The sequence below is a fragment of the Ensifer sp. 38_S197 genome, from assembly GCF_056924495.1.
Window position 1 is genome coordinate 812,741 of the sequence record NZ_JBXOVZ010000002.1, and the last position, 11,538, is coordinate 824,278.

Genomic DNA, 11,538 nt, shown 5'->3' on the forward strand with positions numbered 1-11,538 from the left:
GCAAACCACAAATCGATTAAATTCAGAACGGCTTCACCACGACCATGATCACGATGAGAATCATCAGCAGTGTCGGGGCCTCGTTCATCAGCCGCCAATAGCGCGCATCGTGCTTGTTTTCGTCACGCTGGAATTCGCGAACGGCTCGGCTGAAGCGCATATGGACACCCGTCAGCAGCACCACGAACAGGAGCTTGGCATGCAGCCAGCCGCCCTGGAAGCCGTAGACGCTCCAGGCGAGGTAGAGCCCGAGCACCCAGGAGATCATCATCGCCGGGTTCATGATGACCTTCAGGAGCCGCATCTCCATCATCTTGAAGGTTTCCGACTGCGCCGAGCCCGGCTCGGCGTCCGTGTGATAGATGAAGAGGCGTGGCATGTAGAGAAGGGCCGCCATCCAGGACATGACTGCGATGACGTGCAGCGCCTTGATCCAGAGATAGAGATCATCCGGCTGCCAGACGAACAGACCGACAAGAAGCGCTGCGAAAGCGCTGAGCGCAATCGCTGCTCTTAGCCGAGCCCTGTTGCCGGGCGCCTGATCGGTCTGCTTCTCCGCCATCATTTCGCTCCGCGGACCCGGGCAACCAGCGCCGAGACGTGGTCCGGATCGGCCTGCGGCGTGATGCCGTGGCCGAGGTTGAAGATCAGTGGTCCATGGCCAAGCGCATCGAGAATACGGTCGATGCCTTCCTCGAGCGCCGCGCCGCCCGCAACGACCCGCATCGGATCGAGGTTGCCCTGCACCGGCCCCTCCTTCTGCAGATCCTTCGCGAAGGAAAGCGGCACGGTCCAGTCGAGGCCGATGGCATCGGCGCCCGTCGCCTGGCGATAGGTCTTCAGCAACTGACCGGCGCCTTTCGCAAAGGCGATGATCTTCGCGTTCGGCCGTTGCGCCCGGACCGAAGCGATCATCCGCCGAACCGGCTTGACCGCATAACGGGCGAATTCTTCCTCGCCGAGAACCCCCGCCCAGGAATCGAAGATCTGCACCGCATCGGCGCCGGCATCGATCTGCCGCACGAGATAATCGGCCGAGACATCCGCAAGGAAAGACAGCAGGTGATCGAAGGCTTCCGGGTTGCGGTAGGCAAAGAGACGGGCAGGGGCCTGGTCCGGTGTTCCGTGTCCGGCGATCATATAGGTCGCAACCGTCCAGGGAGCGCCACAGAAGCCGAGCAGCGTCGTTTCTCCGGGGAGTTCGTCGCGCAACCGCGACACCGTCTCGAAGACCGGCTGGAGGTGCTCAGCGATGCCCTCAGGCTTCAGGCGAAGGATGCCGTCGACATCGATCGGATCCATTCGCGGCCCATGACCTTCCTCGAAGCGCACATTGCGTTTCAGAGCATCCGGAATGACCAGGATATCGGAGAAGAGAATGGCGGCATCGAAAGCATATCGACGGATCGGCTGCAGCGTCACCTCGACTGCGAGATCCGGCGTGTAACAGAGATCGAGGAAGCTTCCGGCCTTTGCCCGCGTTGCCCTGTATTCCGGCAGGTAGCGGCCGGCTTGGCGCATGAGCCAGATCGGAGGAGGAGACACCGTCTTCCCTGCCAAAACCTCCAGAACCTTTCTGCGCGTTTCGGTCACGGATCATCTCTCCCAATCTAAAATCAAAGATATTTAGAAGGTTTCTATTTCTTAGAGTCGGTGGGTATCAAGGATTAAAACAACGCACCAACTTGTCCACGGTTGCGGATCGGGATGACGTGCGCCGGGACAACAACCGCGCCATCTGAAAAAACAGTGCAGATAGGCGAATAAAGGCCTTTTGATTCAGTCGATTAGCGGCGCAGAGATTTTGGCCGGGCTTGTGGACAAACGGTTGATACGCGTGACACTTTGTCATCGCCGCGAGTCTTTTCCACATTTGCCGCGGAGCATTTTCCGCGGCTGCGCCAATTGTGAATAAGTCGGCTGTTTTCCACTTGCCTGGATCGGCACCGCGTCGTTAGCTGTTCTTCATCCCGGCTTATCAACAGCACCAGGAGAATTGCGTGGAGAACAAGAAAAACTACTTCCACCTTCACCTGATTTCGGACTCGACCGGCGAGACTCTGATCGCCGCTGGGCGCGCCGCAGCCGCTCAATTTCAGAGTTCCCATGCGCTGGAACATGTCTATCCGCTGATCCGCAACCGCAAACAGTTGATGCAGGTTCTCGACGCGATCGATGGCGCGCCCGGCATCGTGCTCTACACGATTGTCGACCGCGAACTCGCCGATGTCATCGACCGGCGTTGCCGCGACATGGGCGTCCCTTGTGTCTCGGTGCTCGACCCGATCATCGACCTCTTCCAGTCCTATCTGGGATCGCCCTCGCGCCGTCGCTCCGGCGCCCAGCATGTAATGGATGCCGAATACTTCGCCCGTATCGATGCGCTCAACTTTACGATGGACCACGACGACGGTCAGTTGCCCGCCGATTTCGACGAGGCCGATGTCGTTCTCGTCGGCATCAGCCGGACATCGAAGACGCCGACGAGCATCTATCTCGCCAACCGCGGCATCAAGACCGCCAACATTCCGATCGTCCCGGGCGTGCCGTTGCCTGACAGATTGATGGAGGCGACGAAGCCGCTTGTCGTCGGCCTAATCGCTACCGCCGACCGCATTTCACAAGTGCGCCAGCATCGGGTGCTGGGAACGACGCAAGGGTTCCACGGCGATCAATATACGGACAAGGCCTCGATTACCGAGGAACTGAAATATGCCCGGTCACTCTGCGCCCGCAACAATTGGCCGGTCATCGATGTTACCCGCCGTTCGATCGAGGAAACAGCGGCCGCTATCGTTGCCCTGCGTCCGCGTCTGCGTTAGAGCGGGATGAGGAAAAGTGTTTGCGGTTTTCCGCCCGCCATCCCGCTCTCACTTGTAAAAATCGATCACGTTTATGATTTTGGGTCGAGCCGACCCCAAAATCACGTGATCTACCCGAATCGAACAATACGGGAACCTGCTTGATGAATCCTTTGCTCGTCCTGGCCTCGGCAAGCCCGTTTCGCCGTGCGCTCCTGGAAAATGCCGGCCTCGTTTTCGTGGCGAAGGCAGCCAAGATCGATGAGCGTGCGCTGGAAAAGCCGCTCGAAGATGCCGGTGCTGCACCCGAAACCGTGGCGCTCGCGCTGGCGGAGGCAAAGGCGCGCGACGTTATCAGGCATTTCGACGACGCGCTGGTGATCGGCTCGGACCAGACCATGTCCTTGGAAGAGCGGGTCTATCACAAGCCGAGGGACATGGCGGAGGCGGCGCAGCATCTGCTTTCGCTGTCCGGCAAGACCCATCGCCTGAACAGCGCCATCGTGCTTCTGCGCGGCGAAGAGGTTGTCTGGCGGCACGTCTCGTCCGCTCATATGACCGTGCGGCCGCTGACGGCAGACTTCGTCAGGCGCCACCTGGAGCGTGTCGGCGAAAAGGCACTTTCGAGTGTCGGCGCCTATCAGCTGGAAGGCGAGGGGATCCAGCTCTTCGAAAAGATCGAGGGCGACTATTTCACCATCCTCGGTCTTCCGATGCTGCCGCTGCTCGCCAAACTTCGTGAACTGGGAACGATCGATGCGTGATTCACGTGAAACATTTGTTAACCACGCCTTCGTCACCGGCTACCCGATCAAGCATTCCCGGTCGCCGCTTATCCACGGCTATTGGCTGAAACAGTTCGGACTGCCCGGCAGCTACCGCGCCTATGAGGTCAAGCCGGACGATTTCGCCGCCTTCATTGCAAGCCTCAAGGACGGAACATCCGGCTTCTGCGGCGGCAATGTCACCATCCCGCACAAGGAACTCGCCTGTCGCCTGGCGGATAGACCCGATGAGCTGAGCCAGGAGCTCGGCGCCGCCAATACGCTATGGGTTGAAGACGGAGAGGTTCGCGCCACCAACACCGATGGCCGCGGCTTCGTTGCCAATCTCGATGAGCGGGCCGTCGGTTGGGACAAGACGTCGACCGCCGTTGTCCTCGGCGCCGGCGGCGCCAGCCGCGCGATCATCCAGGCGGTCCGTGATCGCGGCATCAAGACGGTCCATGTCGTCAATCGGACGGTCGAGCGGGCGAAGGAGCTCGCCGATCGTTTCGGACCATCGGTCGAAGCGCATCCTATGGGCGCGCTCAAGGAGGTGATGGCGGGCGCAGGCCTGTTCATCAACACCACTTCCCTTGGCATGGATGGCAGCGAAGCGCCGGCGATCGATTTCGGCGTCATGGCTTCCAGCGCCGTCGTGACGGATATTGTCTATGTTCCGCTGAAGACGCCGATCCTGGCCCAGGCGGAGGCGCAAGGTTTCGCGATCGTCGACGGTCTGGGCATGCTTCTGCATCAGGCCGTGCCCGGCTTCGAGCTCTGGTTTGGCTGTCGGCCGACGGTCGATGCCGCGCTTCGACAACTCATCATCGATGACATGGAAAGGCACTGATGATTATCCTCGGTCTGACAGGATCGATCGCCATGGGCAAGTCGACGACGGCCCAGATGTTCCGTGATTTCGGCGTTCCGGTGAACGATGCCGACGAGGTCGTGCACGAACTTTATCGCGGCGAGGCGGTTGCGCCGGTCGAAGCCGCCTTTCCCGGAACGACGAAAGACGGCGAGGTCGATCGCGCAGAACTGTCACGCCAGCTCATGGAGGCGCCTGGACGGCTGCCCGAACTTGAGGCCATCGTCCATCCGCTCGTGCACAAGAAGGAGCAGGAGTTCCTAACGAAAAACGCGGCCGCGCCTTTTGTCGTCCTGGACATTCCGCTGCTGTTTGAAACGGGCGCGGAAAAGCGGGTCGACCGCGTGGTGGTGGTCACCTGCTCGGCCGAACTCCAGCGCGAAAGAGCGTTGAAGCGCCCGGGAATGACCGAGGAAAAACTCGCGATGATCCTTGCACGGCAGGTGCCCGACAGCGAAAAGCGTAAACGCGCCGACTACATCATCGATACCAGCGACAGTTTCGACGTCACCCGCAGCCAGGTGAAGGCCGTCGTCGACGAACTCGCAGCCAACAACGGAGACACGGATGCGTGAGATCATCTTCGATACGGAAACGACGGGCCTCGACAATCGCGAGGACCGCGTGATCGAAATCGGCGGTGTCGAACTCGAAAATCAGTTTCCGACCGGCCGCACGCTGCACATTTTCATCAATCCCGGCAGCCGCAAGGTTCACCCGGATGCGCTCGCCATCCACGGCATCACCGACGAATTCCTGAAGGACAAACCGCCCTTTGCCGATGTCGTCGACGAGATCCTCGATTTCTTCGGAGATGCGCGTTGGGTCGCGCACAACGCCACCTTCGACATGGGCTTCGTCAACGCCGAGTTCGCCCGTCTGGGATTGCCGCCAATCGCCGTCGATCGGGTGACGGACACCTTGGCGCTTGCTCGCCGCAAGCACCCGATGGGGCCGAACTCGCTCGATGCGCTTTGCCGTCGTTACGGCATCGACAATTCACACCGCGCGAAACACGGCGCTCTTCTCGACTCCGAACTGCTTGCCGAAGTCTATATCGAGATGATCGGCGGTCGGCAGGCTGCGCTCGGCCTTGTCTCGACGAAATCGGCGGGGCAGTCGATCGAACTCGACGATGCGCCGATTGTCATCAGTCAGCGTCCGCGTCCGCTGCCGAGCCGGCTGTCGGAGGACGATCTTGCGGCGCACGCCGCGCTGATTGCGAAGATCGGCGCCAAGGCAATCTGGGCAAAATACGAACCCCAGGAATAACGGGCATCAAAAAAGCCCGGCATGAGCCGGGCTCAGACTGCTGACAAACCCCTGGCGTTTGCCGGGGGTTTTTGATTCCTTGGGTCATGTTGAAGAAACCCGGCCCCGAACAGACCGCGCTTGAGATGGTGACGCTGGAGCAGCTGGTCCCGAAGGATCACCTGCTGCGTCGGATCGATGCGGTGATCGACTTTTCCTTCATCCATGATCGGGTTGCCGGGCTTTATTGCGCCGACAACGGTCGTCCGCCGCTTGATCCGACCTTGATGTTCAAGGCGCTGTTCATCGGCTACATGTTCGGCATCCGCTCCGAGCGCCAGCTGGTGCGCGAGATCGAGGTCAATGTCGCCTATCGCTGGTTCCTGCGGCTGAAGCTGACCGCTGGGGTGTTCGACGCCTCGACGCTGTCGCAGAACCGGCGGCGGCGTTTCAACGATACGTCGGTGGCGCAAGACATCTTCGACCACATCGTCAGCCAAGCGATCGCCCATGGGCTGGTCGATGGTACGGTGCTCTATACCGACTCGACCCATCTGAAGGCCAATGCCAACAAGGGTAAATACGATTTGTAGATGATCGAGAAGTCGCGCTCCGACTACTGGGCCGATCTCGACCGGGCGATCGATGCGGAACGCGCCTTGCACGGCCAGAAGCCGTTGAAGGAGAAAGAGCGCGAACCCGAGGTGAAGGAGACCAAGGTGTCGCGCACCGACCCCGACAGTGGCTACATGGTGCGCGAGGACAAGCCGAAGGGCTTCTTCTATCTCGATCACCGCACGGTGGACGGCCGCCACGCGATCATCACCGACACCTTTGCCACACCGGCCAACGTGCACGATTCGATCGTCTATCTCAACCGATTGGACCGCCAACGCGACCGCTTCGGCTTCGCGGTTGGGGCGGTCGGGCTCGATGCCGGCTATGCCACCGCCGGTATCGCCAGGGGGCTGGAAGACCGCGCCATCCACGGCGTCACCGGCTACCGCAACCCGACGCCGCCCAGGCCCGGCATGATGCGCAAGTCGAAGTTCGTCTACGACCACGGGCAGGATGGCTACCGCTGCCCCGAGGGTCAGCTTCTGACCTACGCCACCACCGACCGCAACGGCTACCGCCACTATACCTCCGATCCCACAACCTGCTGCGACTGCCCGCTGCTGGCCTCCTGCACCGGCAACGTCAAGGCCGTGCGCACCGTCACCCGCCATGTCTGGGCCGACGCGCGCGAGCGCACCGACGCCCACCGGCTGACCCCTTGGGGCAAGGCGGTCTACAAGCGGCGCAAGGAGACGGTGGAGCGCTCCTTCGCCGACGCCAAGCAACTGCATGGCCACCGCTGTGCCCGCTTCCGCGGCCTCGTCAAAGTCACATGCCAATGCCTGCTGGCCGCAGCCGCCCAGAACATCAAGAAGATCGCCTTGGCGCTGACCAAAGCGCCGAAACCAGCGCTGGCGTGAGCCAAGCCGCCGCGCTCGTGCCCTTCGAACCCGACCGGCCACCTTCGCTCGATGCCCCCCACAAACAAAAACAAAACCCGCCGAAAATATCGACGGGTTTGTCAGCGGTCTGAGCCCGGCATGAGCCGGGCTTCTTTGTTCCAGCGTTCTGGATTTCGATCAGTTCGCGGTTTCGTTCGAGTTCGAAACCTGGGCACGGACCTTTTCTTCGGCCATGCGCTGCGCGAACATCTGCGCGAAGTCGATCGGGTCGATCATCAGCGGCGGGAAGCCACCGTTGCGTGTCGCGTCGGCAACGATCTGGCGCGCGAACGGGAACAGCAGGCGCGGGCACTCGATGAAGAGCAGCGGCAGCATGTGCTCCTGCGGGAAACCGGCAACGCGGAAGACGCCGCCATAGGCCAGCTCGACGTTGAAGAGAACGCGTTCGCCGTCCTTGGCTTCGGCATTCAGCGACAGAACGACGTCGAAATCGTTCTCTGCGAGCGGGTTGGCGTTGACATTGACGTTGATGTTGATCGACGGCGCCTTGTCACGAGCCTGCAGCGAACGCGGAGCGCCCGGGTTTTCGAAGGAAAGGTCCTTGATATACTGGGCGAGGATGTTCAGCGACGGGCTCTGCTGCGCGCTGCCGTTGCCGTTGGATGCGGTATCAGTCGTCATAAGGGTTCCTCGACATCAATTCGGTGAGGCCATCTAGCATTTCGGCCTAGGGCTTACAACCCTGCGGACTCGGCGCGTTCGGCCGGATACGTGTGCCTTTGCTCCAAACCGAGAAGCCGGGAATATGCTCCAGAATGTGGGCGACGGAGTGCCGTTTGCGCATTTTTTGGTTAGGGGCGATGGCGATCGCCATTTTGCGGCGGATCCTCGTCGTCCGTCCGCGAGAATTCGCCTTCGTCGAGGTCGATGACGCGTGGCGAGGGCCGTGGCTCCCGCGGGTCGTTTTGTGGGTACCAGTTCGCCCCGGATGCCGCGGTCAGGATCGTCATCCGCTTGCGCAGGTAGGCGGCCACGCCATTCCGGACAAAGGGCAGAAACAGGAGGAGCCCGATCACGTCGCTGACGAAGCCCGGCACGATGAGCAGGATCGCTGCGACGAAAAGCAAGGCGCCGCCGATCACCTCCCGGCCCGGATCGCTGCCGGTGCGGGTGGCATCCTGCATCCTGCGGATGACGGTAAATCCCTGGACTCTGAGCAGGATCACACCCACAAATGCGCTTGCAAGCACCAGAAGCAGCGTCATCAAAAGCCCGATCTCTCGGCCGACGACGACGAAACCGGCGATCTCGGCGAGCGGGAGCCCGAGGATGACGAGGGGAATAAGAAATGATCGCATCAATGCTGCCCGAAAATGAAACCTGGTATCACATCCCCTTCTACCGCATGTTTCCTCAAATCGTCTCCGATATCAGGCAAAAGCATGCAGCAACTCCGAGGTACCACAGCGATCTTTGCGCATCTTAAAAGACGCTCGGCGCCGTAAGGGTGCGGACATCGCCATTTGAATGATCTATTCTTGCGGACTATATGGAAATAGCCACGAGAAAATCTAACAGCGGTTCCGGGTGGAAATGGGCTCCTTCGACTTCATCACGTTTTTTTTCCTGATCGCCGCGGTGGTCATTTTCCTGCAGCTGCGCAGCGTCTTGGGCCGCCGGACAGGAAACGAACGGCCGCCGTTCGATCCCTACTCGCCGCGTGACATGAGCCAGGGGCCGGAAAGCGGTGACAAGGGCAAAGTCGTACAGTTGCCGCGACGCGAGAACGCGGACGAAGAAGCGGGGCGATACGAATCGATCGATACCTTCGCCAAGGCGGGTACGACACTGAATACCCAGCTTCGATCGCTGAGCGACGCTGATCCGAGCTTCGATCCCAAGGAATTCGTCCACGGCGCGAAGATGGCCTATGAGATGATCGTCATGGCTTTTGCTGACGGCGACCGCAAGACGCTGAAGAACCTGCTGTCCCGCGAGGTCTATGAAGGCTTCGACGCGGCGATCACCGACCGCGAGCGCAAGGGGGAAGTCGTCAAGTCCACCTTTGTCGGCATCGACAAGGCGGACATCATTCACGCCGAAGTGAAGGACAGCGAAGAAAACATCACGGTGCGCATCGTCAGCCAGCTGATTTCGGCGACCTATGACAAGCAGGGTGGCCTGATCGACGGCGATGCCGAGTCGGTTGCCGAGGTCAACGATCTCTGGACCTTTGCGCGCGACATCCGTTCGCGGGATCCAAACTGGAAGCTAATCGCCACCGAATCCGAAAACTGAGCGGGCGGGGCTGCCATGTCCTTTCGACTTGAACCCGTCAGTTTCGACGATCTTCCCGGCTGGCGGGACGACAACCCGACCAAGGTGATCGAGGCGATGCGCCGCTGTCAGAAGCACGTCTCGACGGTCAAGCCCTATCGCACCGGTTCGCTCGGGATCTCGGTCGATGATCTGATGCCGGCTCTCTCGGCCTCGTCGGCGGACATCGATACGGCTGAAGGCGCGCGGGCATTTTTCGAGAAGCACTTCGTGCCGTTTCTGATCGGCCCGGACGCCGGTTCCGGATTCGTGACCGCGTTCTACGAACCGGAAATCGAAGTCCGTGCTGAAGCGAACGAAACCTATCGTTATCCGCTTTATCGCCGGCCGGACGACCTGGTCGATATCGATGACAGCAACCGACCCGACGGCATGGATCCCTATTTCGCCTTTGGCCTTTCTGACGGTGACCGGATCAGCGAGTATCCGGACAGGCGGGCCATCGAACAGGGCTATTTGACTGGCCGCGGCCTGGAAATTGCCTATGCAAAATCCAAGGTCGATGTTTTTTTCGTGCATGTGCAGGGTGCTGCGCGGCTCGTTTTCCCGGACGGTTCGCGCCGTCGCGTGACCTATGCTGCCAAGACCGGACACTATTTCTCGCCGGTCGGCAAATTGCTAATTGAGCGCGGCAAGATCGATGCCGCGACCGTCTCGATGATGAGCATCCGTGCCTGGCTGGAGGCGCACCCGGACGACGTCGATGAAGTGCTCTGGCACAACCGGTCGTTCATCTTCTTCCGTGAGGCCGCGGTCGAGGACGAGCACCTGGGTCCGATCGCCGCTGCCAAGGTTTCGCTCGAGCCGGGACGTTCCTTGGCGGTGGATCGCCTGATCCACACTTTCGGCGTGCCCTTTTATATCGCGAGCGAGAGCCTGACGCGCCTCGACGACGGAAAGCCCTTCCAGCGCCTGATGCTGGCGCTCGACACGGGTTCGGCGATCGTTGGGCCGGCGCGCGGTGACATCTTCACCGGTTCCGGCTTCGAGGCTGGCGAACGGGCCGGCGCAGTCCGCAATGCGGCGGATTTTTATGTCTTTGTTCCCAGGGCTGCCGCGGCACGATACGGCCATGCCTAAGGAAAAGAAGCTTTCGTCCGAAGATCGCATTCTCTGGGGCAAGGTTGCCCGCTCGACGAGACCGATGCCGGGCCGGCTCGACGACCTGATGGAGATGTTGGCCGAGGACGAACAGCCAAAACCGCAGGAAGAACCGAAAGCCAAGCAGCAACAGAAACCGACCGGTACCGTCGAGCCGCCGGGCATCACGCTGACGAAAAGGCCGGGCGAGAAAGTGCATCATCCGCTTGAGCAGCCGGTCAAGCGCAAGCTTGCCAAGGGGCGCCTGACACTCGAGGCGCGGATCGACCTGCACGGCATGATCCAGAGCGAAGCGCATGGCTTGCTGCTGCAGTTTCTTCTGAGGGCGCATGAGCGGGGGCTGCGCCATGTGCTCGTCATTACCGGTAAGGGCACCTCGTTCGGTAGCGACGGCGCTTTGAAACGGGCTGTGCCGCTTTGGTTCTCCCTGCCTGAGTTCCGGCCGCTGATCTCCTCCTATGAGCAGGCTGCCCGCAACCATGGCGGAGAAGGCGCTCTCTACGTTCGATTGGCCCGTACCCGCGGGAGCGCGATATGACGCCCTTCGGCGAGGCGCTGCGCGAACTCAGGCGCAGGAAGGGCGTGTCGCAGAAACAGATGGCGGCGGCGCTCAACGTTTCTGCCGCCTATCTCTCAGCGCTCGAACACGGAAAGCGCGGTGCGCCGAGTTTCGATTTTCTCCAGCGGGTGGCAGGCTATTTCAACGTCATCTGGGATGAGGCGGAGGAATTGTTCCGTATCGCCAACGTCTCCGCCCCGAAAGTCGTGCTGGACACGTCGGGCCTGACGCCGGAGCACACGGCATTTGCCAACCGGCTCAGCGAGCAAATCCGCGCTTTGTCGCCAGAGACGATCCGCGCCCTGGAAGATGTTTTGGAAAAAGCCACATTTCCTGATAATGACAGGGGATGAATGCCTGTTTCCGGCCGCTGCCTGGCGGTCCGGGATTTGGA

Annotated in this window: 13 protein-coding genes and 1 pseudogene; 10 read left to right on the forward strand and 4 right to left on the reverse strand. The window is 60.9% G+C overall.

Annotated features, from left to right (window positions below; all coding sequences use genetic code 11):
• Window positions 1-22: 22 nt before the first annotated feature.
• Both hemJ and hemE read right to left on the reverse strand, forming a co-directional pair.
• A complete protein-coding gene (gene hemJ, locus AC1Z3V_RS17065; RefSeq protein WP_429818826.1) occupies window positions 23-565 on the reverse strand; it encodes a protoporphyrinogen oxidase HemJ in 543 nt (180 codons plus the stop codon).
• Window positions 562-1,593 (reverse strand): uroporphyrinogen decarboxylase, encoded by a 1,032-nt coding sequence (hemE, locus tag AC1Z3V_RS17070; protein WP_483500574.1) that lies wholly within the window; start codon window positions 1,591-1,593, stop codon window positions 562-564. The genes hemJ and hemE overlap by 4 nt, the downstream gene beginning before the upstream one ends.
• A gap of 407 nt (window positions 1,594-2,000) precedes the next feature.
• Here hemE and AC1Z3V_RS17075 point away from each other — a divergent pair, with 407 nt between their 5' ends.
• From AC1Z3V_RS17075 to AC1Z3V_RS17100, 6 genes and pseudogenes are all read left to right on the forward strand, one after another.
• Window positions 2,001-2,822, forward strand: coding sequence for a pyruvate, water dikinase regulatory protein (locus AC1Z3V_RS17075; RefSeq protein WP_429818822.1), 822 nt, complete (start codon window positions 2,001-2,003; stop codon window positions 2,820-2,822).
• Window positions 2,823-2,965: 143 nt separating this feature from the next.
• Window positions 2,966-3,565 (forward strand): Maf-like protein, encoded by a 600-nt coding sequence (locus tag AC1Z3V_RS17080; protein WP_483500576.1) that lies wholly within the window; start codon window positions 2,966-2,968, stop codon window positions 3,563-3,565.
• The gene (locus AC1Z3V_RS17085) at window positions 3,558-4,415 is read left to right on the forward strand and encodes a shikimate dehydrogenase (RefSeq protein ID WP_483500578.1); all 858 of its coding nucleotides are present in this window, start codon (window positions 3,558-3,560) and stop codon (window positions 4,413-4,415) included. Before AC1Z3V_RS17080 ends, AC1Z3V_RS17085 begins: the two co-directional genes overlap by 8 nt.
• A complete protein-coding gene (gene coaE, locus AC1Z3V_RS17090; RefSeq protein WP_483500580.1) occupies window positions 4,415-5,011 on the forward strand; it encodes a dephospho-CoA kinase in 597 nt (198 codons plus the stop codon). The genes AC1Z3V_RS17085 and coaE overlap by 1 nt, the downstream gene beginning before the upstream one ends.
• The gene (dnaQ, locus tag AC1Z3V_RS17095) at window positions 5,004-5,708 is read left to right on the forward strand and encodes a DNA polymerase III subunit epsilon (RefSeq protein WP_483500581.1); all 705 of its coding nucleotides are present in this window, start codon (window positions 5,004-5,006) and stop codon (window positions 5,706-5,708) included. The genes coaE and dnaQ overlap by 8 nt, the downstream gene beginning before the upstream one ends.
• 86 nt (window positions 5,709-5,794) lie before the next feature.
• Window positions 5,795-7,165 (forward strand): annotated as a pseudogene (locus AC1Z3V_RS17100) (IS1182 family transposase).
• A 159-nt stretch (window positions 7,166-7,324) separates the two neighbouring features.
• Here AC1Z3V_RS17100 and secB read toward each other — a convergent pair.
• Window positions 7,325-7,828, reverse strand: a complete 504-nt coding sequence (gene secB / locus AC1Z3V_RS17105; RefSeq protein ID WP_429818811.1) for a protein-export chaperone SecB — start codon at window positions 7,826-7,828, stop codon at window positions 7,325-7,327.
• Between the two features lie 170 nt (window positions 7,829-7,998).
• Window positions 7,999-8,505 (reverse strand): FxsA family protein, encoded by a 507-nt coding sequence (locus tag AC1Z3V_RS17110; RefSeq protein ID WP_483500582.1) that lies wholly within the window; start codon window positions 8,503-8,505, stop codon window positions 7,999-8,001.
• Window positions 8,506-8,740: 235 nt separating this feature from the next.
• On the opposite strand from AC1Z3V_RS17110, the gene AC1Z3V_RS17115 reads away from it, so the two are divergent.
• Genes AC1Z3V_RS17115 through AC1Z3V_RS17130 form a run of 4 tightly spaced genes read left to right on the forward strand, consistent with a single transcriptional unit; the run spans window position 8,741 to window position 11,497 of the window.
• Complete coding sequence (locus AC1Z3V_RS17115; RefSeq protein WP_429818888.1) at window positions 8,741-9,445, forward strand: Tim44/TimA family putative adaptor protein; 705 nt, start codon at window positions 8,741-8,743, stop codon at window positions 9,443-9,445.
• 15 nt (window positions 9,446-9,460) lie between these two features.
• Entirely contained in the window at window positions 9,461-10,564 is a 1,104-nt protein-coding gene (gene mltA / locus AC1Z3V_RS17120) for a murein transglycosylase A (protein WP_483500584.1), read from the forward strand.
• Window positions 10,557-11,123: a Smr/MutS family protein gene (locus AC1Z3V_RS17125; protein ID WP_429818805.1), complete on the forward strand. Its 567-nt coding sequence runs from the start codon at window positions 10,557-10,559 to the stop codon at window positions 11,121-11,123. The genes mltA and AC1Z3V_RS17125 overlap by 8 nt, the downstream gene beginning before the upstream one ends.
• The gene (locus AC1Z3V_RS17130; RefSeq protein ID WP_429818803.1) at window positions 11,120-11,497 is read left to right on the forward strand and encodes a helix-turn-helix domain-containing protein; all 378 of its coding nucleotides are present in this window, start codon (window positions 11,120-11,122) and stop codon (window positions 11,495-11,497) included. Before AC1Z3V_RS17125 ends, AC1Z3V_RS17130 begins: the two co-directional genes overlap by 4 nt.
• Window positions 11,498-11,538 lie beyond the last annotated feature (41 nt).

Bases quoted from the DNA above. Each gene is read 5' to 3' on its own strand.
- AC1Z3V_RS17080 (WP_483500576.1), top strand. From the start codon at position 2,966: ATGAATCCTTTGCTCGTCCTGGCCTCGGCAAGCCCGTTTCGCCGTGCG.
- AC1Z3V_RS17130 (WP_429818803.1), top strand. From the start codon at position 11,120: ATGACGCCCTTCGGCGAGGCGCTGCGCGAACTCAGGCGCAGGAAGGGC.
- AC1Z3V_RS17085 (WP_483500578.1), top strand. From the start codon at position 3,558: ATGCGTGATTCACGTGAAACATTTGTTAACCACGCCTTCGTCACCGGC.
- AC1Z3V_RS17115 (WP_429818888.1), top strand. From the start codon at position 8,741: ATGGGCTCCTTCGACTTCATCACGTTTTTTTTCCTGATCGCCGCGGTG.
- secB (WP_429818811.1), bottom strand. From the start codon at position 7,828: ATGACGACTGATACCGCATCCAACGGCAACGGCAGCGCGCAGCAGAGC.
- dnaQ (WP_483500581.1), top strand. From the start codon at position 5,004: ATGCGTGAGATCATCTTCGATACGGAAACGACGGGCCTCGACAATCGC.
- AC1Z3V_RS17125 (WP_429818805.1), top strand. From the start codon at position 10,557: ATGCCTAAGGAAAAGAAGCTTTCGTCCGAAGATCGCATTCTCTGGGGC.
- mltA (WP_483500584.1), top strand. From the start codon at position 9,461: ATGTCCTTTCGACTTGAACCCGTCAGTTTCGACGATCTTCCCGGCTGG.
- coaE (WP_483500580.1), top strand. From the start codon at position 4,415: ATGATTATCCTCGGTCTGACAGGATCGATCGCCATGGGCAAGTCGACG.
- hemJ (WP_429818826.1), bottom strand. From the start codon at position 565: ATGATGGCGGAGAAGCAGACCGATCAGGCGCCCGGCAACAGGGCTCGG.
- AC1Z3V_RS17110 (WP_483500582.1), bottom strand. From the start codon at position 8,505: ATGCGATCATTTCTTATTCCCCTCGTCATCCTCGGGCTCCCGCTCGCC.